Genomic DNA, 19,369 nt, shown 5'->3' with positions numbered 1-19,369 from the left:
CTTTTTTCCTTTACACAACCTTCTGGTTCATCTCCCAAATTTCCCATGCAGGTACCGGCTTTTTTGAGCACCCCTCCATCGTTAATTCACGCGCTTCTTTTGACCACAAAAAAGGATAGATCGCGAACATTTCATCCCCTTTTAGCTTGGAAACGTCCTTCTCCCAATCCTTCCAGAAAAATGTCGCATAAAACGTATGGATATCCCCCGTCATTGCCCAGTGCAAAAAGTCGGTATAGCCAATCTCAAGATCCTCCCACGCGAGACTGTCCGGAGCAAAATACCATATACCGCCTACCGAATCTGGAAACATTCCACCATTAATCGCAAAGAATCCCCCTATGACATCGTCTGCTACCAACAGCATCTGATTCATGGCACATTGCTGATTCCAAGAAGTGATGGAACGGGGTAAATTCGGATGACCTGACCCTAGAATCCGGAGCCAGCCTTGATGAATCAGAATCCCGCCTGTTTCAAAAGCAACAGCCCCTAGAGTTGACCTCGTCGTTACTTGTAAATCAACAAGCTGTTTTTCCCCTTTCTCCTGTTCAGATGGAAGAAGGGTAATCTTTCGGTCTGATGCTGACTGCCATTTTTTTATCTCTTCGATCGCTGAATCCTTTTCGCAGTACAATTCCTCGAAGCTTTTCATTGCAACCTCCACTCCAAAGTTATTGGCGCGGCGCCCATAAGATGACGCTCACTCCGATCAGGCAGATAATAGCGCCTACCCAGTCATACAAATCAGGTGTCTTTTTATCCACCAGCCATCCCCAAAAAACAGCAAGAATGATAAATACCCCTCCATAGGCGGCATATACCCGCCCGAAGGAAGGGAAGCTTTGAAGCGTAGGAATGATTCCGTACAACACCAGGATCAGCGCCCCGACGATACCGTACCAGTATGGCTTGGACTCCTTTAGCCAAAGCCATACCAAGTATCCCCCGCCGATTTCGGCCAATCCCGCTAAAATAAACAATAGTATCGATACCGTCATCCATGTTTCCTCTTTTCCTATCAAAACGAGTAAGTGCAAAGATCACGTCTATTATCTGATTGTCCCTCATAGTCTGTATATGTAATCATCACATTGGCTCGCCATGACGGACGAATCTTCAAAATCTACCCTTGATGGGCAGCCTGTGGAGAGCAGCACAGATCTCCTTTGCCCGATTCAAGTGCAGATTTCAGGCTCCCCAAAACATGAGACCAAGCCATTTCGTGCCAGCCCCGAGCCTTTTCCCACTCCTCTCCCTCTTTCCAACCGAAATGCTCGACCAATACTTGCGTTTTCCCCTCTGCTTCAGACAAGGTGACAAGCACGTAAGTCAAGGCATCCTCGTGATTCATGGTATCTGCGAATTCATCCGGTCCCTTCCATGTAAAGCCCAAACGCTCCTTCGGTTCAAAATGGGTAATGATGCACCCTTTCGTCCCCATCTGGTCGCGATTGGCTGGATGGAAGTACAATTCGTACGTTCCGCCCAGATACGGCTCAATAGTTGCATCAGGCGCAAACCACTGAACAAGTCGTTCCTTTCGTGTCCATGCCCACCAAACCAGCTCTATGGATGATGATACTTCTATCTCCGTTTTGAAGAAACCCATTAAACTTCCCCCCAACTATTTTCCTAACAGTTTGAAAATAGCAATTTCTGTATAACCAGTCAATACAAGCACTCGCTATCTCCAATTTCATGCCTGAACGAGATTTTAAGCGTATAAATGAGTCTGAACAAGTCTGAATGGAATATTTTTTACTAAAAAGTGTAATTGTGCAGTAATCGCATAAGAATGAATGCTATAATAGCTAAGTAAGTAAAAAATTTCACAATGGGGAGAGGAACGATGGAACAACCACTTGCAAAATCGACTCATCAGAAATTACCCATTGGAAAATTGCTCAAGAGGGTCTTCGGTATCCTGATTGGTGCTTCCCTGTTCTCGGTAGCACTCGAGATTTTTCTCGTACCGAACAATATTATCGACGGTGGAATCGTAGGTATCTCGATTATTACCTCGCATCTGTCTGGATTGCCTCTTGGCGTTTTCCTTTTCGTGCTTAACTTGCCCTTCTTAATCATAGGGTACAAGCAAATCGGAAAAACGTTTGCACTCTCGACCCTCTTTGGGGTTACGATCATGTCAATTGGAACGACACTCCTTCACCCTGTCCCAGGGCTAACGGATGATCCCCTGCTTGCAGCTGTATTTGGCGGCATACTTCTCGGGATTGGTGTAGGACTTGTTCTTCGCTATGGAGGCTCTCTGGATGGTACAGAGATCGTCGCTGTACTACTTAACAAGAAATCTCCGTTCTCCGTTGGTGAGATCGTTATGTTCATGAACTTATTCATTTTGAGCAGTGCCGGATTTGTATTCGGTTGGGATCGCGCGATGTACTCGCTGATTGCCTACTACATTGCATTCAAAATGATCGATCTGACCATCGAAGGCTTCCAGGAGTCGAAAGCGGTATGGATCATTAGCGACAATCACAAGGATTTGGGAGATGCGATTGTTGCTCGTCTGGGCCGTGGTGTGACCTATTTGAATGGTGAAGGCGGCTATACTGGAGACGACAAGAAAGTAATTTTCTGCATTATTACACGATTAGAAGAAGCCAAGCTGAAGCTGATCGTGGAAGAAGTTGACGAGAATGCCTTCTTGGCTGTCGGCAATATTCACGATGTGCGCGGCGGGCAGTTTAAGAAGAAAGCGATTCATTAGAGGGAAAAAAGTGTACCCTATAGAGCAGACTTTTAAAAAGTCGTTCTATAGGGTATTTTTGTAATTACGTTCTGTAAAGAAATGTCTACCATTTGTTTCCACAAGCTGATAAATAGAGTACGATATTCGTATCACTCATGGATGAAGGAGGTTTTCTCAGTGAATCAAGCATTCTCGATAGAGCGAGTTCCTTTTGAACAGAAGCACGCTCTCAAGCAACTGTTGGAGCTGTATACGTACGATTTCACTGAGTTTGAGCCTTTCGAAGTAGATGACAACGGCTTGTTTGGCTATGACTACTTTGAGAAGTATTGGGTAGAACCAGAACGCCATCCCTTTTTTATCAAGGTTAATGGTAAGCTGGCCGGGTTTGTCCTTGTCCGCATGCTCACAACCTCTGATCCAGATTTGCCATCGATCCACTCCATTGCTGAGTTTTTCATCATGAAACGCTACCGTCGGCTGGGGTTCGGAAAAGCGGTCTCCCATCAAATCTTCAAAATGTTCCCGGGTGCCTGGGAAGTCTTTCAATTGGAAAACAACATCCCTGCCATCAGCTTTTGGCGTACCAGCATCCGCGATTACACAGCCCATCACTATCAAGAGCGTCAAGAGGATGGCAAAGTCATTCAAACGTTTATTTCGAAACCGTAATACTAGAAAAAGCCAAGGGACATTGCGAATCCCTTGGCTTTCCTTATAGAAACCAGCTAGCTGGTGACCGCAGGAAACGTCATTACGACAACAGTTCCGCTACCCAGCTTGCTGTCCACCGTAATCTCTCCCCCGTGAGCCAAGACCAGCTGCTTGGCTATCGCCATGCCCAGCCCCGTTCCACTAGTATTCTCTCCTGTATGCCCACCTCGGTAGTATCTTTCGAACAGATTAGCCAGTGTCGTCTCATCCATTCCCGGACCATCGTCGGCAATTTTGACGACAAATTGATCTGCTGCAATCGACTGTACCTCTACGAGCACGTGTGTACCTGTCGGGGTATACTTGATCGCGTTTGTCAAAATGTTGACGATGATGCGGCGAAACCAGATTGGATCGACCTCGGCTGTTATCGATTGGACATTCGCCGAAAATTCGATGTCATGCAAAGAAGAGCTCGGATCGTTCACCATATCCACCACAATCCTGCGAATGGTTTCTACGATCGCGACAGGTTGTTTGACCATCGGCAAAGCTTGGTTCTTAAGTCGATAGGTCAAATTCAAATCCTCAATCAGCCCGTTCATGTAGTCTGACTTTTCCCGTATCGTTTTCCCAAATTCGCTGACTTCTTTTCTGTCCCACTCGTACTGTTCGGACTCCAAAAAGGTAGCATAACCGTAAATCGAGCTCAGCGGTGTCTTAAGATCATGGGAGAGCCCAGTAATCCATTCCTCTCGCGTCTGCTCGATCTCTCGTTGAAGCTTTTCATTGGAACGCAAGGTTTCACTCAGATGCCGGAGAGCGTCAAACACATCCTTGAACACACGAAATGATTTCTTTTCTTTCCCTCGCCAATTCCTTCCGATTGGTTTTCCTTTTTTCCCGATGGGCTCCTCATAGCGACCTTGGGCCAGTCTTTCTAGCCAATTCACCATATGCAAGAGCGGCTTACCTACCCGCCACGCATACCAGCTACCTGCGAATAAAACGACCAGGATCAAAACAATACCGATCTGAAGGAACGTTTCCTTGACCATGGCATCCTCAGACGTCTCTTGGACACCAGACTGATAGTTTGGATTCGGAATGCCTACTACGTATGTCAAATCGCTATTTTTGTCATATCTGCTAGTGATATGAACAGGAACATTTTTGGCTGTCTCACCATTCTGAAGAACTTCCGTCATGTCTAACTGGGCGGAAGCGTTCGGGTGATTCCATTGATGGATGAGTTTCCCCGCACGATCGTATACCAAGTACCATGCCTTTTCTTGGGAAAAGCTTTCGTTCAACTCGTTCCATGTCTCCTTGCTCTTTCCCGTTTTTGCTGCGATCAGGCGCTTCATCATTTCTTTTTCGGGAGCGGGTGTTCCATAAAGGATGATCATGTTCTCGTCAAATTGGTTAATGACCCAATGTGTGATGTGATAACGAGAAGCATCACGATTTTCTACATAAGCGATCCACTCCCCTGGCCCAAATTGACTGGGAACATCAGCAGGTGTCCGATAGTTGTACAGAATTTTACCGTGCTTGTCGATGATCTGCAACCAGCCTTGATGTCTCGCAACACTCTTCTCGATTTCCGGATTGACGTGAATACGCTCCCCCTCATAATCAATCTTCAACGTCAAATCAGACGCATCCAGCCTGGACAAATCGATGGACAATTGCTCGTTCATGATCCGCCAGCCTAACCCCAGCATCGCGATAATCAGAAATAGCAGCAAAACGAGGAGAAATCCGAACAGCTGCCGGACATATTGAAAGATCAGCTTGTTCCGCAAATTCATGACTGTCTTGCCGGGCTAACCAGCTTGTAGCCCAGCCCTCTCACCGTAACCAGGAGCTTTGGCTGTCCCGGATTTTCTTCTATGCGCTGACGCAGCTTGTGAATGTGCACCATGACTGTATTTTCATCAAACATCCCGTACTCGTCTTTCCATACATGATCGTATATTTGTTCTTTCGTAAATACTCGGTTTGGATTCTGGCAGAAGAAGACGAGCAAGGAAAATACTTGCGCCGGGCAGTCTACTCGCTCTCCGTTCACGAACAGCTCGGCTGCCTCCACATTTACGTGAAAACGTCCAAAATCAAAGCGTTTTTCTTCCGTCGATGGAGCAGATCCCCCCAAGGTTCTGCGCAGATGAGCCTTCATCCGGGCAACGACCTCTAACGGATGAAACGGCTTCGTAATATAATCGTCCGCTCCATAAGCAAATCCACTTAATTTATCAAAATCCGTGCCCTTTGCTGTCAGAAAAAAGATTGGTGCCTTTGTTCGCTGGCGCACTGCTCCGCACAGCTCAAAGCCATTTTTATCAGGCAGCATGACATCCAGAATCAACAAGTCGTATGTCTTCTCCTCCACGAGACGAATCGCCTCTGCTGCTGTCGTACATGTATCGATCTGGACAAAGCCTTCCTTTTTCAGCACTGTTTGGAGCATCTGCAAAATCGCTTCTTCATCATCTACCAGCAAGATTCTTGCTTCTTTCTCCATATCCGTTCCCTCCCCTGCTGTCATTCATTCTACCATGAGAAACGACACCAACAAAAAAGATAAGGAAATGGTAAGGTAGCGTTTTAGTAGGGGAAAGGTCTGGCCATTATGATGAAGGAGAAAGGAGCGGATTCACCTATGTGGGCTATTTGCCAACACGAATTTTTTCGGTTGTTTAAAAGTATCAAATCGTTAATTACCGTTGCCTTTATCGTAGGCATCTCGTACTTGGTTTCTGACCTCGTCAATCAGGCAGCAAGCTTTCTGCCACAACAGGAGCTGGCGCAGGGACATGCGCTTGGTATATTTGTACTTATCATGCTGTTTGGGCCGTTGTTTGTATTCAGCCTGTCCCATGATGTCATAAATCGTGAGCTAGCGGGCAGGACGATTCGCTTTCTCGTCACCCGGACCTCACGTAATCAGATCATTTTAGGGAAATTTCTCGGAGTGGCGTTCTTCTGGCTAACCTGCATGCTTATTACGTTTGGCGTAGTATTCGCCACCGTGCAAACGTTTGACGCCAAGACCTTTTACCTCTGCGTATCCCTGCTTATCTATTGCATCTCGCTGGCACTGCTGCTCTCGCTCGTGATACCTCGCCCCAGCTACACGATGTTTTTGGGAATTGTGATCGCACTGATTATGCCAGGTCTCGGTCTGTGGAGCACCTTCTCCAGTCACCCAGCAGCACCATGGATTAAATATTTGACACCCTTTTCATTTATGGAAAAAGGCGGCGCCTGGACCGGCTTCATATGGCTCTATGCAGCAGCTTTCCTAATCGCTTCTATGTACTTATTCCGACGGAGGGATTGTTAATGGCAATGATCGAGACCATACAGTTGAACAAGCGCTTTGGCAATCGCACGGTCGTGAATGACGTCAGTCTTACTGTGCACAGCGGGGAGATTTTCGGATTCCTCGGTCGAAACGGCGCAGGAAAATCGACCTTTATCAATATGCTGACAGGTATTCTGATTCCGACAGCAGGCACCATTCGCATGTTTGGAGAAGATGCCCATACAGAGGGATGGAAAAAACGAATTGGCGTACTGCCGGATTACTCCACCTTCTACGACCATCTCTCACCTGCGGAGCACCTGCACTATTTCGCTCAGGTAAAAGGCGTCACACTGACAAAGGAAGAATGCATGCGCCTTCTGACAGCTGTTGAGCTTGAGGAGCATGCATCCCGCAAAGCCAAAACCTTTTCCTTCGGGATGAAAAAGAAGCTGGGGATTGCCCAAGCATTAGTCGGAGACCCAGAGCTCATCTTCCTTGATGAACCTACTTCTGGCGTAGACGTCGAATCAGCCCTGCATATTCAAAATTTGCTGCGCAAGCTCCATCAACAAGGAAAAACGATCTTCATGACCTCGCACAATTTGAATGAAGTCGAGAAAATCTGTACTCGCATCGCCATCATGAAAAGCGGAAATATCAGTTCTCTCGGCACTCTCGATGAGTTGCAAGCTGCCCATCAGGCATGGCGATCTGTGCATGTGCGCCACTCGGCTTTTGCTACAGAGGATTCTGGAAACCTGCGCACCTTTATTGAGTCACTCGGGCGCAATACAATTTGGGAAGACGGGCGTCTCTCGATCCAGGTCGATGATGATCAAAAAGTGGCAACCCTCGTTCGTGCTCTTGTTCAGGGACGTGTGGATATTTATGGCGTGAACGTTGAAGTACCTTCGCTCGAACGAATCTTTATGGGGGAAGAAGCTCATGATGCTTAATCTCGTTTTTGCCCTGCTTCTATCCGGGATGCTGCTTTTCAACATCTCGATAGGAAAAAGCGTGACCACCGGAAGTATGTCAATCACGATTGGCCTGATTGTCCTCAATCTCATCTTTTTCATCACAAAGTACAGGAAGAGTCATCATGAAAAAATGAAAGATCAGGTTAGTAGAAACCATCGATAATCAGGCTCATGTAAATGGGGGGAGATTCGCATGGCCAGTAGATATCTGGAGTTTGCCGTTATCCTGACAGGGATGTTACTGTATAAAATCTTTTGGGGAAATCTTTCATCGGGAGCTATTGGGATTTTAATTGGGCTGATTATTGTTACTCTCATCCTTTTCATGAGAAAGCAGTACGCAAAACGTGAGGAACAAAAGAAGCAAGAAAATACTTAGAAAAAAGCAGCTCGATTGCCACCGAAAACAGCTATGGGGCAACGGGCTGCTTTTTTCTACAAGATTGCAAGAAGTTGATCCAGTCGTTCAATGACAGCGAGTGGCTGATGCTCGGAAGTAGGTTTCTTCCCACCTGGATTGATCCAAACCGCTGAGAAGCCTGCGTCCATCGCGCCTGCTACATCTGCCTCCCACGTATCTCCAACGAACAGCACCTGTTTGCTCTCAACACCGAGTTTTTCACGAACATGTTCATATATGCGTAGATCAGGCTTATGATGTCCGATGATTTCGGAGATAAACACCCGCTCCCGAGGAAAATACGCAGACAAACCCAACCGCTCCACTTTGATAAAAGCCATATCGACAGGGCCATTGGTGACAATCCCTAGCGTATGCTCTTCTGCCAACTTCGCAATGGTAGACTGAACAGTGACATCTGGCTGGACTGCATCCATACATGCCGCCTGATAGGCTCGTTGAAAATCGTCGACCTGCTCCACTTCAATCTGTCGGTTACAATCAGCCATGGCTCGCTGAAAACGTAACCTTCTGTATTGCGTAAAATCGTAGCGTTTGGCAATCACATCGCCCCACAAATCATCTCCGTGGCGCCGCAGACCCTCAAGGAATTTCTCTTGGTCTAGTTCTGCTGTAAGTGCATGTGCCGCGATCGTCTGCTGCATCCCTTTCTCCCAGCAAGCTGAAAAATCGAAGAGAGTGTCGTCGAGATCAAATAGGATTGTTGTAAATTTGGACATGGCTGAGTTGCGTCCCCTTCCCTTTTTCTTGCTGTTTCATTGTGCATATGACTCTGTCTTTTGTTATGATCATTGTAACGGAAAAAGGAGGTGGAAACATGTCTAACGAAAAACTGGATATTTTGATAGAGGGTATGAATGAGTTGCGTTTGGTTTCTCATGCTCTTATGGATCGGCAGGACGAATTGGATGCCAAGATGGAAGCTTTGACTATGGACGTTCACCAGTTAAAAAACGATGTTGCCGAACTAAAGCAGGATGTTGCTGAGTTAAAGGAAGGTCAAGATCGCCATGAGCGTATCTTGGAGACATTGGCGCTGCGCGCTCTCGAATGGAATAATTTCCGCCGAGATTTCATTCGCAAGTCATCCTGATGCCTTTAGCTTTTAGGCAATTCCACAAGCAGTGTCTCTTTCAACTCAACTGGCAAAGAAATAGACTGGCGTGTATTCGCATCGATCATGACCATTGTCACATCGGCGTCCGCCACTAATACCTCTGCAGCGTTGTACAGCTCCTGGCGGATGACGAAGCTTTTTTCACCCACCTTGATCACCGTAGTAAGCGCCGTTACCTCTTCACGCATCTTCAACTCTTTGCGGTAGTTAATATTTATATTGACCACTACCGGCATGATGGCCCGTCGCCTCAATTCATCCAGTGTAAATCCTTGCTCCCATATCCACTCAAAACGCGCCCACTCCATGTACTCTAAATACTTAGCATTGTTTACATGTCCGATTACATCAATATCAGTAGAACGCACAGTTAAATTATAGCGATGAGCCATCGTTCTCACTCCTTGTTTTTCTTCAGTATAACGAATTCAGCTAGCTGAGTGAACATTCATTCAAAATATTCCGAATGATCATGCTGTTCTTTCCTGATCTTTTTCCTATAATAAAAATAAACCACTAGAAAGGAAGATTGGATGTTCGAACAAGAACTATTGCCGACCTTGCAAACAGCTCGCTCTCGGTATCAGGATGCACTCGTCCATTTGAATGAAGCCGAGCTTGGCTGGAAGCTGGCTCCGGGCTCCAATTCTATCGGATTTTTGATTCATCACATCGCGGAAGTTGAATATCGATTCTGTATGATGTTTTTCGGCAGAGCAATCCCGTCCGAAATCACCCTCACTACAATTGGACCTGTAAAGGATGAAGGAAATTTTACCGACTTGTCTGCCTTGCTTGCTTTCAAAGAGGCTGCCTACCACCACTTGCTGGATTCTCTGGCTACCCTGCCAAAAGACGCGTGGGAAATCCCCTGTGAAGCACCGATTGCCACGTTGACTCCCCGTCAGGCACTTGGTCGTCTGATCTATCATATGGGCTACCACGGCGGGCAGATTGGACTTATCCGCAAGTACGGAGGACCTCAATGAGTCTCATTCTGACAGGTGAGCGGCTCATCATTCGCGAATTGCTGCGCGAGGACTTACCCGACTTACTCGCCACCTACAACAGTAATCCAAAGTACAATCAGCTTCGAAACGGCATGAGCACAGTAAGTCTTGCTGATCTGGAAGTCGAATATGACACCACCATACGCATACCTTCCGGGCATTGGCTCGCCATTACTCGTGAAGGTACGATCATCGGAGTCATCCATATCGTCCTCTCCAGTGAAAACGATCCAAAAAGCTGGATTAGTCTCTTGCTACTGCATGCCGACTATCAGCAGCAGGGCTTTGGAAAAGAGGCAGTGGCGCTCATAGAAGACTACTGCATCCAACATGGCAGTCAGCATGTTCATCACGGTGTCATTGCGCATAATGAACCCACTCTTCTTTTCTGGGGGCGGCTTGGCTATGAGCAGTATCGTCAGGTGGAGGCACCAGTCGGTCGTCTGACACAACCGGTGCTGCTGGTAGCCAAGTGGCTAACCCCTACAAAGTAAGGAGGTGAAATATATGAACCGTCGCCTTTTTGAAAATGATGTGCCCACCCTCCTCTCCTAGTCGGTGAGGAAGCGGTTCTCTTACTGCCTCCCGGCTACGGAATAACGCTCGAATGATTGATTCATTATTCCGGGAGGGACCTGTTATGTCACAATCACAATGGAAGCAAATGTTTTTGGGTGCTGTCTGCCTAACGCTCGCCGCAGCGATCTGGGGCGGTGTTTATGTAGTCAGCAAGGTCGTGTTGGAAGTGATTCCACCGTTCACGCTATTGATTTTTCGCTTTTGCATTGCTTTAGTCGTGTTGGGGGCATTTACCGTTGCTCACAAGGAGCGTGTCGCGAAAAAGGATTATCCTCTACTGATGGCCATCGCATTCGTCGGGGTCACGATCTCAATCGCCGCGCAATTTCTTGGTACCAAGCTGTCTACTGCCCACATGGGTGCATTGATTACCTCCGCATCGCCTGCCTTTATTGCCATTTTTGCGGTCTGGCTACTAAAGGAGCTCATCCATTTGAAGCAGGCAGCGGGTATTTTGTTAGCGACGATTGGTGTGATCATCGTCATCGGTGTTCCAGATCAAGCTGACGCCCAGTCTTCCCTGACAGGCAACCTGATTTTGCTCGTAGCAGCGATTAGCTGGGGATTGTATACCGTTCTCAGCAAAAAGGCAACGCAACGCTATTCGTCCCTGTTAGTCACTACCTACGTAGCATTGTTTGGCATCATCTTTACGAGTCCGCTCATGTTTTGGGAGCTGTCTGTCACGCCTGTCTCCTGGCAATTTGGTTGGGACATCTGGGCAGGCGTTCTCTATATCGGGGTGATTTCTACCGCAGGTGCTTTTTATTTGTGGAACAAAGGCTTCGAGCTGATGCCCGCAGGGAGTGGGGCTGGGTTCTTTTTTGTTCAGCCCATTGTCGGTGCATGTTTAGGCTGGCTGTTGCTACATGAACATTTGGGTGTTGGCTTTTTCGCTGGCGGCGCATTTATTTTCCTTGGTGTCGCCTTGTCCACTCTGCGAACACGTGAATCGACGAAGGAACATCCTCTCCCCCATTACAACGAGAAGCAAGGCTAAAAATCATGTATGCTTACATGCTACGAGGACTTCCCATTCGTTGGGAAGCCCTCGTTTTCTTATGCTTATGGACGAAAATATTGCCGGACGCTTCCTTTTTCGAAAGACAACTCCACTTCAGCAAAGGCGCCATTAATAAACGTGATTTGTGGCGGTATATGCCCGCAATCTACATCGTAGAGGACAGGAACTTGCAGCTCAGCAGCCAACTCCTGATAGACGTCTTCCACGGTATAGCCGTCGACCGCCTGATTCGCTGGACTGCGCCCAAACATGATCCCCGCACAATGATCGAACCATCCGGCCAGCTTCATCTGTACCAATGATCTGCGCAGATCGGTCGTAGAAAGCTCACAGTTTTCCAAATACCAGATGATCGCTTCATTCCCGATCTGTTCTTTTTGAAACGTTTGCACGTCCCCATACGGTGTGCCGATCACATGCCGAATGGTATCGATACAGCCGCCAAGTAGCCGGCCCTGCATGTTTACGTGGGGAGTAGTCTCTGTAGTTTTCCATACAGTCGGTTCTGTCAGGTGAAAGATATGCGGCGAAGGATTCGTATGCTGCCATTCCTTTTGATACATCGGGGAAGAGTACTGCAACACAGACTCGCCCTCTTTCATTGACAGAACCGTTTCCCACATGGCGGTCGTCTCATCCATATCTGCTCCACGCAAATCCACCAGATTCGTCCCATGGGCCGTAGCCATCCCCGTTTTTAATGTAATCGCGAGCAACAGCACACTCACATCTGAATAGCCTAACACCCATTTTGGTTGCATGGACTGAAAATCAAGCTTGTCTAAAATCTCAATCAGCAGCTCGCCACCCCAGGGAGGGATGATGATATCGACGTCTTCCTCTTGCATCAGGGAGTTCAATTCGGCTGCGCGTTTTGTGGCAGGAGCTGACTTGGCTTTTTCCTGAGTCCAGACTGTATCTTTGCAAACGATGGAATACCCCCTGCTCTCCATACGACTGCATGCCAGCCTGATTAGTTCATGCAAATACGCTGGTACACCAGATGATGGCGCAGTTACCCCTATAGTTGCGCCCTTTTTTAACGATGGATACATGATCATGCTGCTCCCTCCCGCTCGCTCTGTATGATTTTGGATAATCATACCACATACCACCAAAGTATCTTCCAGGCTCTCATCACTACGACTACTTTTCTTAGACAAAAAAAAGACGACCTATGGCCGTCATCAAGTTATATAAAACGGGAGGGAAGTAGAGGAGTTCAAACGAACGTGTTTCGAGTTCGTGAATGATTACTTCTTGCTGGCGTCAGTCGTTGCAGCCTGTCCAGTGGAACCGCTGTTGTCAGTTCCCGCAGCACCAGGCGATCCAGTGCTGGTACCTGCATCAGAATTGGCATCTGTCGCAGGTGCTTCCGTAGACGAACCTTTGTCCGCAGAGGCATCCGTTGTAGACTGATCTTGCGAAACCGAGCTATCGGTCGATTGTCCGCTATCAGTAGTGGAGGACCCCGGAGCGGTTTCGCTTGTCGTGCCCTCTGATTGTGTCGCCGGTTCAGGTGTTCCTGTTGTGTCAGAGCAGGCAACCAAGCTGCCAGACAGGAGTAATGCGACAGTGGCAATGGAGAACCATTTTTTGTTCATGTTCATTCCCCTTTCATTCCTTGGCTTCGTGACCTTCTCGCTGTCACACCTATATCGTAACGGACAAAGATAACCATTCTGTAAGGAAAGTGGGAAAAAACGATGATCAAAATATGAAAAAAGTATGACCATGATCATTTGGAGTGGATCATGCTTTAGTTCTCCGGCTTAATCCTTGGAAGCCATATCGTAAAAGTACTGCCTTTCCCAGGCGTGCTCTCTACTCTACATTTGCCATCATGCAGTTCTACCAGCTCTTTTACAATGGCGAGTCCAAGTCCTGTCCCTTTATTGTTCTTGGAACGTCCCCGATCCACTTTGAAAAAACGTTCCCAGATGCGATCCAGGTCATCTGCGGCAATCCCCATCCCTGTATCGATCACTTGAATCTGTACGTATTCCTCTTCCAGCGAAGCACGCATGCGAATTTCACCTGTAGTCGTAAACTTGAGCGCATTCTTCACCAGATTTTTCAGAATTTGCGCGAGCCGGTCCTTGTCAGCATAAATTCGCGGAAGCTCGTCCTCTACCTCTACTCCCATGCGAAGCCCTTTTTCCTCTGCTTCTTGATGGAAGGAAAAAGCAACCCGATTCATGACATCTGCCACATCGACAGGGAATTTGGCCAGATTTACTTCGTTGTTCTCCAGCTTCATCAAGTCCATCAGGTCATCCACCAAGCGATTCACTTGCATCGTTTCGGTGTACATCACAGCGTAATACTTCTGTCGAGCCTCTTCTTCTTCTACCAAGCCGTCTTGCAACGCCTCGAGAAAACCTTGGATCGCGGTGAGAGGCGTCCGCAATTCATGGGAGACATTCGCCAAAAAATCATTGCGCACTTGCTCCAGATGATGACGCTCCTGCTCTACCTTTTCCAGCTTCTGTGCCATTGTATTGATCGTTTGCGCCAAGTCGCTGATCTCGTCAGACGTATCGACCTGAACGCGCTCTGCATAATTCCCGCGACCAATTTCAGCCGCTGTTCTCTCAATGGTTCGCAATGGGCGGGAGATTGACCATGACAAATACGAAACCATGATCGTAGAAAGAAGCACCCCAAACAATGTCGCCCACAGAATCGACTCGCGCATTTGACCAAAGGTTTTCTCAATTCCTTCAATCGGCGCATGCAAAATAATTCCGCCATAAACGTTTTCGCCCTCGCCCCACGGGACGGAGACCGACAGCATCGGGTCATCCAGACCTTCGATTTGCAGCTCGGTTACCGCGCTTTTTCCGTGAAGCACGTTACCCGCGATGGAAACTGCCACGGACTTGCCCGTAAGCATCTCATCCTTCATCGAAGTCGCGACGATTTTTCCTTTCGAATCAAATAACCAGATGCGGGTATCAAATGACTCGTCCAGCATCGCCAGCTTGTCCAAGAGCTGTTTGTTTACTTCATTACTGTTATGGATAGCGGCATTCACTTTTTTCGCCATCCGCAAAAGCTCTTCTTCCTTGGCATTGTAGATGTACTCCTTCGTAAAAAAGGAGAGAACGATACCGGTAATCCCCAGCCCCACCAAAACGGTAGCCAAAAAGCTGACCAGCAGTCTGCGATAGATACTTTTCGACATGCCTAGCATCAGTTATCCACCCCAAACTTATAGCCGATCCCCCAAACTGTTTGAATGCATTCATAAGGGAGCTTATCTAAACGCTGTCTGATCTTTTTAATATGAACATCGATCGTTCGAACATCGCCAAAATAATCGAAGCCCCACACTTGTTCCAGCAATTGCTCCCGTGACCATACACTTCCCGGAGATTTGACAAGTTGAACTAGCAGATCAAACTCCTTCGGGCGAAAGCTCACTTTTTCCCCGGCAACGATTACTTCTCGTTTATCCAGGTCAATCGTCAATTGATCAAAAGTAAAGGTCCGAAGCACTGCCTCATCTTCTACTCTTGGCTTTGGCTGCAATCTGCGCATAATCGCGCGGATACGAGCAACGATCTCACGTGGACTAAACGGCTTCGTTACGTAATCATCCGCTCCGAGCTCCAAGCCGAGTACACGATCAAACTCCTCATCCTTTGCCGTCAGCATAATAATCGGCGTATCCCACTTCTTGCGGATTTCCCGACATGCTTCAAAGCCGTCCACTTGTGGCATCATGACATCGAGAATGACCACATCCGGCTGTTCCTTTTCCATCATCTCAAGAGCTTCTCTTCCATCTGTTGCTGAGATGAGCTCGATTTGTTGTTTTTCAAAATAAAGGCGAATAATTTCGCGTACGTTTGGATCGTCATCGGCAACCAAGACTTTCATCGTGGACATAGCCAATAACCTCCCTTCTTTCAAAACGACATAGAATGAAACATGTCGTTCAGACAATTTACGTTTTTCCATGGTAACATAGATCACCCGTATTGTGGACAGATAGAAGTCCTATGCAGCTGGTAAAAGCAGGACAAGAATTGTTTGCGACATGAAAAAAGCGAGTGGACCTAAAGCCCACCCGCTCTTTATTCTTTACTTCGTTTCTCTTACAATCGGGACACTGCGTGTGAGGCTAGCCCACAACAATCCTAGCAATGCGCCTGCAAAGGCTGGCACCAGCCAACCAATTCCTACTTTGTACAGTGGCAATTGTTCCAAGAATGGCGTCAGATAGTCGATAGACAATCCAAGCTGAGATGCTCCATCCAACAGACTGATGACAGCCGTTGCCGTGATCGCGCCTACGTATACAGCACGATGTCCATTGAACATCCGATCACAAAACGTCAGCAGCATCAGCACAATCGCCAGCGGATAAATCGCCATCAAGACAGGCACTGAGAAGGTAATCAGCTGCGTCAAGCCTACGTTTGCTACCGCAGCACTGAACGCACACAGGATCACAGCCATTTTCTTGTAGGAAATGCTAGGAATACGACTCGAGAAAAATTGACTGCACGCTGTGACGAGCCCAACAGAAGTGGTGAGGCAAGCAAGCGTAACAGCTGCTCCCAGCAGGAGTGAGCCTAATGGACCGAACAGTTGCAGCACAACCCCAGTTAAGATCTGACCGCCGTTTGCCGATTTCGCAATCGAAACACTCGTCGCTCCCAGATAGCTGAGGGCAAGGTATACGAGTCCGAGACCCGTAGCGGCGAGGATTCCGGCTTTGATCGTGGACCACATCACTTTTTTGCGATCGATGATACCTCTATCCTGAACAGCCGATGTTACTACCAGACCAAATACCATCGCAGCCAACGCATCTAGCGTCAGATAGCCTTCGATAAATCCTTTGAAAAATGCTGTATCCTGATAGGCGCCTGTCGGCTGTCCTACCTCACCCAAAGGCGAAATGAGTGATTTGACAAACATCAGACCAATAATGATCAAAAGAGCAGGTGTTAAGATTTTACCGATTCGATCCACCAGCTTGCTCGGGTTCAGACTCAACCAGAAGGTGATGGCAAAATAGACGATCGTGGTCACAAAAAGCGGTACCCAACTGCCTTTCATGGATTCAGGCAAATACGGCAACACGCCCATCTCAAAGGTTACTGTACCTGTCCGCGGAATCGCCATGAATGGACCAATCGACAGATACACAATAAAGGTGAACACAACTGCAAACATTGGATGGACTCTTGACGCCATCGTCTGCAAATTACCACCAGCCAAGCCTACCGCAATGATTCCCAGTAAAGGCAGACCTACACCAGTAATCAAAAAGCCAGCCATCGCGATCCAAACATTATCTCCTGCAGCTTGTCCTAGAGCTGGCGGAAAAATCATGTTCCCTGCTCCAAAGAATAGGGCAAACAGCATCAAACCAATTGTAATTGTTTCTTTCGTTGAAAGTTCTTTCATATGAATCCTCTCAATATTGTTTAATAAAATAAAATTTTCATTAGTATAACTTAAAATTAACTCACTATTCAACCTTTAATTTTTTAAAATTATTGAACTTTTGTTAAAAATGAAAGTTTTTACAGGTCAAATACCTCTTTTCTCTTGATCGCCCCCACTGCTTCCCATACGTACAGACAATAGATACTACGCCATGGAGCCCACTTTTCCCCTATCTTGCGAATATCGTTTTCATTTGGCTTCGAATTCATTCCATAGAGGTGAACAATTCCATTTCGCAAACCGATGTCAGCAGCCGGCAACAAGTCTGGACGCCCCATCCCAAACATGAGAAGGCACTCTACTGTCCACCGTCCAATTCCTCGCAGCGAAGTGAGGTACGTAATGATTTCCTCGTCACCCATTGTCCATAGTCTTTCCAAATCTACCGTTTCATTCACAATGGCACGGGCGAAATCGATAATATACTCTGCTTTTCGCTGACTAAATTGCAGTGTACGCAAATCCTCTACAGTCAATCTCGCTACCGCGTCAGGAGTCGGAAAAGCGATGAGGCCCTCGCCGTTTGGGTTTTCTACTGGGTCACCTGCCAGTGTCACCAGCCTTTCGGTCAAATTGGCTGCAAAGGTCAGATTGATCTGCTGCCCGATAATGGTCTTGACCATACACTGAAATAAATCTGCATCCAGCATAAGACGAAGACCACGAAACCGCTCGGTCAGAATGGCGAGTTCCTTTTCCGCCCTCATTTGCTCGTAAATAACGGATAGATCCAAATCGGCACTAAAAGTACGGCGGATCATTTTTTCTAGCAGCTGCTGGTCTGTCGTGGACAAAATCGCCTGTGTCTCGTAGTGCAATACGGGTTCTTCCAAGCTACCCACAAATTGCATATGGACCAGAACAGGCCGTAAGCCAATACGAAAGACGCGCTCTAGGCTATTTTTTTCTTTATTCACACGTATCTGCGTATCTGGATGTGTCTCAAGACGCCGAAGCAACCGGTCAAAAGAATACGGGGGAGTAAGCGGAATAATCGAACAATTCACAAGACTCTCACCTTTCCAGATAAAATAAAAACCTCCGGAGAATCCTCCGAAGGTGTCAAGTATACTTTGCAAAACTTATTTCGTAAACATCCCTTTGAGAACAAATTTTACGTTTGCCGGACTTTCTGCCAAACGGCGCATGAAATATCCGTACCAGTCGTTTCCATACGGTACATAAACACGCATTTTATAGCCTTCGCGAGCCAAGTCAATTTGGGACTGCGTACGAATGCCATACAGCATTTGAAATTCAAACTGTGTGCGCGGGATGTTGTGTTCCTTTTCCAGCTTTTTCACAAAATCAATAATGTTGTCATCATGGGTTGCTACAGCAGCATACCCGCCGTTCAACAGATGCTGCTTGATGATTTTCTTGTAGTTCTCATCTACATCTGGCTTGTTCGGGTAAGCGACTTCAGGAGACTCCTTGTAAGCTCCTTTTACGAGACGGAAGTTCACTTTTTTGTCCTTCAGGCTGTCGATATCATCCGCTGCTTTGTAGAGATACGCCTGAATAACGGTTCCTACGTTGTCGTACTCTTGCAGTAATTCGTTCAGAATCTCCATGGTCACGTGATTGTGTGCATAGTCCTCCATGTCGATACGAACGAAAATGTTTCCGTTTTTCTTAGCCGAATCCAAAATGCGTCTCATGTTGTTCATGCAGAGCTCACGACTGATGTCCAGACCAAGCGAAGTCATTTTCAACGAGAGATTGCAATCGACACCGGATTGGTGGATCGCTTCCAGCGTTTTGATGCAATAGTCAGCAGACTCGTTTGCTTCCTCTACACTGAACACGAATTCGCCCAGATGATCCAGCGTGCACACGAGACCTTGCTGATTCAGCTTACGTACGGCGCTAATTGCCTCCGCAATGGTTTGACCGGATACAAAGCGACTCGCTCCAAAGCGCAGACCCCACTTTTTCGCGGCAGAATTTAAGGTTTTGTTTTTAGATAAAAATAGAAAGAAATCCTTCATAGCTTGTTCCATCGTTGACTGTCTCCTCCTCAACGTACTCTGTCCACTTCTACTAGCATGAATCATGCCAACTTATTCTCGTAAGCGCTATCGTGATG

Annotated in this window: 24 protein-coding genes; 10 read left to right on the top strand and 14 right to left on the bottom strand. The window is 47.2% G+C overall.

From position 1 onward, the window contains the following. Positions 1 to 10 precede the first annotated feature (10 nt). From HPY27_RS12010 to HPY27_RS12000, 3 genes are all read right to left on the bottom strand, one after another. Positions 11 to 655: a DUF2625 domain-containing protein gene (locus HPY27_RS12010; RefSeq protein WP_173622753.1), complete on the bottom strand. Its 645-nt coding sequence runs from the start codon at positions 653 to 655 to the stop codon at positions 11 to 13. A 19-nt stretch (positions 656 to 674) separates the two neighbouring features. Beyond that, the gene (locus HPY27_RS12005) at positions 675 to 1,001 is read right to left on the bottom strand and encodes a YnfA family protein (protein ID WP_106833682.1); all 327 of its coding nucleotides are present in this window, start codon (positions 999 to 1,001) and stop codon (positions 675 to 677) included. A 125-nt stretch (positions 1,002 to 1,126) separates the two neighbouring features. Then, positions 1,127 to 1,612: an SRPBCC family protein gene (locus HPY27_RS12000; RefSeq protein ID WP_174225082.1), complete on the bottom strand. Its 486-nt coding sequence runs from the start codon at positions 1,610 to 1,612 to the stop codon at positions 1,127 to 1,129. Positions 1,613 to 1,852: 240 nt separating this feature from the next. On the opposite strand from HPY27_RS12000, the gene HPY27_RS11995 reads away from it, so the two are divergent. Both HPY27_RS11995 and HPY27_RS11990 read left to right on the top strand, forming a co-directional pair. Continuing rightward, positions 1,853 to 2,734 (top strand): YitT family protein, encoded by an 882-nt coding sequence (locus tag HPY27_RS11995; RefSeq protein ID WP_017250060.1) that lies wholly within the window; start codon positions 1,853 to 1,855, stop codon positions 2,732 to 2,734. Between the two features lie 159 nt (positions 2,735 to 2,893). Beyond that, entirely contained in the window at positions 2,894 to 3,388 is a 495-nt protein-coding gene (locus HPY27_RS11990; RefSeq protein ID WP_174225081.1) for a GNAT family N-acetyltransferase, read from the top strand. 56 nt (positions 3,389 to 3,444) lie between these two features. Here HPY27_RS11990 and HPY27_RS11985 read toward each other — a convergent pair whose 3' ends face one another. Together HPY27_RS11985 and HPY27_RS11980 are read right to left on the bottom strand one after the other, a co-directional pair. Then, positions 3,445 to 5,184 (bottom strand): sensor histidine kinase, encoded by a 1,740-nt coding sequence (locus HPY27_RS11985; protein WP_174225080.1) that lies wholly within the window; start codon positions 5,182 to 5,184, stop codon positions 3,445 to 3,447. Continuing rightward, on the bottom strand, positions 5,181 to 5,897 hold the full coding sequence (locus HPY27_RS11980; protein WP_017250057.1) for a response regulator transcription factor: 717 nt from the start codon (positions 5,895 to 5,897) through the stop codon (positions 5,181 to 5,183). The genes HPY27_RS11985 and HPY27_RS11980 overlap by 4 nt, the downstream gene beginning before the upstream one ends. A gap of 108 nt (positions 5,898 to 6,005) precedes the next feature. On the opposite strand from HPY27_RS11980, the gene HPY27_RS11975 reads away from it, so the two are divergent. The 4 genes from HPY27_RS11975 to HPY27_RS11960 are packed head-to-tail and all read left to right on the top strand — an operon-like array spanning position 6,006 to position 8,042. Further along, positions 6,006 to 6,719 (top strand): ABC transporter permease, encoded by a 714-nt coding sequence (locus HPY27_RS11975; RefSeq protein ID WP_017250056.1) that lies wholly within the window; start codon positions 6,006 to 6,008, stop codon positions 6,717 to 6,719. Further along, entirely contained in the window at positions 6,719 to 7,639 is a 921-nt protein-coding gene (locus HPY27_RS11970; protein WP_173622748.1) for an ABC transporter ATP-binding protein, read from the top strand. Before HPY27_RS11975 ends, HPY27_RS11970 begins: the two co-directional genes overlap by 1 nt. Beyond that, the gene (locus tag HPY27_RS11965) at positions 7,629 to 7,826 is read left to right on the top strand and encodes a hypothetical protein (protein ID WP_017250054.1); all 198 of its coding nucleotides are present in this window, start codon (positions 7,629 to 7,631) and stop codon (positions 7,824 to 7,826) included. Before HPY27_RS11970 ends, HPY27_RS11965 begins: the two co-directional genes overlap by 11 nt. A gap of 30 nt (positions 7,827 to 7,856) precedes the next feature. Continuing rightward, the gene (locus HPY27_RS11960) at positions 7,857 to 8,042 is read left to right on the top strand and encodes a hypothetical protein (RefSeq protein WP_017250053.1); all 186 of its coding nucleotides are present in this window, start codon (positions 7,857 to 7,859) and stop codon (positions 8,040 to 8,042) included. A 56-nt stretch (positions 8,043 to 8,098) separates the two neighbouring features. Here HPY27_RS11960 and HPY27_RS11955 read toward each other — a convergent pair whose 3' ends face one another. After that, the gene (locus HPY27_RS11955) at positions 8,099 to 8,803 is read right to left on the bottom strand and encodes an HAD family hydrolase (protein WP_174225079.1); all 705 of its coding nucleotides are present in this window, start codon (positions 8,801 to 8,803) and stop codon (positions 8,099 to 8,101) included. 98 nt (positions 8,804 to 8,901) lie between these two features. Between HPY27_RS11955 and HPY27_RS11950 the strand changes: the two genes are divergently transcribed. Beyond that, complete coding sequence (locus tag HPY27_RS11950) at positions 8,902 to 9,177, top strand: hypothetical protein (RefSeq protein WP_026043211.1); 276 nt, start codon at positions 8,902 to 8,904, stop codon at positions 9,175 to 9,177. A 5-nt stretch (positions 9,178 to 9,182) separates the two neighbouring features. On the opposite strand, the gene HPY27_RS11945 is transcribed toward HPY27_RS11950, so the two are convergent. After that, on the bottom strand, positions 9,183 to 9,593 hold the full coding sequence (locus HPY27_RS11945) for an acyl-CoA thioesterase (RefSeq protein WP_017250051.1): 411 nt from the start codon (positions 9,591 to 9,593) through the stop codon (positions 9,183 to 9,185). Positions 9,594 to 9,734: 141 nt separating this feature from the next. On the opposite strand from HPY27_RS11945, the gene HPY27_RS11940 reads away from it, so the two are divergent. From HPY27_RS11940 to HPY27_RS11930, 3 genes are all read left to right on the top strand, one after another. After that, positions 9,735 to 10,190, top strand: a complete 456-nt coding sequence (locus tag HPY27_RS11940; protein ID WP_174225078.1) for a DinB family protein — start codon at positions 9,735 to 9,737, stop codon at positions 10,188 to 10,190. After that, positions 10,187 to 10,705 (top strand): GNAT family N-acetyltransferase, encoded by a 519-nt coding sequence (locus HPY27_RS11935; RefSeq protein WP_017250049.1) that lies wholly within the window; start codon positions 10,187 to 10,189, stop codon positions 10,703 to 10,705. Before HPY27_RS11940 ends, HPY27_RS11935 begins: the two co-directional genes overlap by 4 nt. Before the next feature lie 146 nt (positions 10,706 to 10,851). Then, positions 10,852 to 11,790 carry a DMT family transporter gene (locus HPY27_RS11930; RefSeq protein ID WP_174225077.1) on the top strand — a complete coding sequence of 313 codons (939 nt, stop codon included), beginning with the start codon at positions 10,852 to 10,854 and terminating at the stop codon, positions 11,788 to 11,790. Positions 11,791 to 11,855: 65 nt separating this feature from the next. Here the strand turns inward: HPY27_RS11930 and HPY27_RS11925 are convergent, their stop codons facing one another. From HPY27_RS11925 to HPY27_RS11895, 7 genes are all read right to left on the bottom strand, one after another. Next, positions 11,856 to 12,875: a S66 family peptidase gene (locus HPY27_RS11925; RefSeq protein WP_174225076.1), complete on the bottom strand. Its 1,020-nt coding sequence runs from the start codon at positions 12,873 to 12,875 to the stop codon at positions 11,856 to 11,858. A gap of 192 nt (positions 12,876 to 13,067) precedes the next feature. Then, positions 13,068 to 13,418 (bottom strand): hypothetical protein, encoded by a 351-nt coding sequence (locus HPY27_RS11920; protein WP_174225075.1) that lies wholly within the window; start codon positions 13,416 to 13,418, stop codon positions 13,068 to 13,070. A 155-nt stretch (positions 13,419 to 13,573) separates the two neighbouring features. Next, complete coding sequence (locus tag HPY27_RS11915) at positions 13,574 to 15,010, bottom strand: sensor histidine kinase (protein ID WP_174225074.1); 1,437 nt, start codon at positions 15,008 to 15,010, stop codon at positions 13,574 to 13,576. After that, on the bottom strand, positions 15,010 to 15,708 hold the full coding sequence (locus tag HPY27_RS11910) for a response regulator transcription factor (RefSeq protein ID WP_174225073.1): 699 nt from the start codon (positions 15,706 to 15,708) through the stop codon (positions 15,010 to 15,012). The genes HPY27_RS11915 and HPY27_RS11910 overlap by 1 nt, the downstream gene beginning before the upstream one ends. A 195-nt stretch (positions 15,709 to 15,903) precedes the next feature. Next, complete coding sequence (gene brnQ, locus HPY27_RS11905; protein WP_174225072.1) at positions 15,904 to 17,238, bottom strand: branched-chain amino acid transport system II carrier protein; 1,335 nt, start codon at positions 17,236 to 17,238, stop codon at positions 15,904 to 15,906. 119 nt (positions 17,239 to 17,357) lie between these two features. Continuing rightward, positions 17,358 to 18,287 carry a DNA-3-methyladenine glycosylase family protein gene (locus HPY27_RS11900; RefSeq protein WP_173622740.1) on the bottom strand — a complete coding sequence of 310 codons (930 nt, stop codon included), beginning with the start codon at positions 18,285 to 18,287 and terminating at the stop codon, positions 17,358 to 17,360. 75 nt (positions 18,288 to 18,362) lie between these two features. Further along, complete coding sequence (locus tag HPY27_RS11895) at positions 18,363 to 19,283, bottom strand: proline dehydrogenase family protein (RefSeq protein ID WP_017250041.1); 921 nt, start codon at positions 19,281 to 19,283, stop codon at positions 18,363 to 18,365. Between the last annotated feature and the right edge of the window lie 86 nt (positions 19,284 to 19,369).

The sequence above is a fragment of the Brevibacillus sp. HB1.1 genome, from assembly GCF_013332445.1.
Lineage (GTDB): Bacteria > Bacillota > Bacilli > Brevibacillales > Brevibacillaceae > Brevibacillus > Brevibacillus porteri.
The sequence above is the reverse complement of the archived record's forward strand: the minus strand, read 5'-3'. Positions and strand labels throughout refer to the sequence as shown.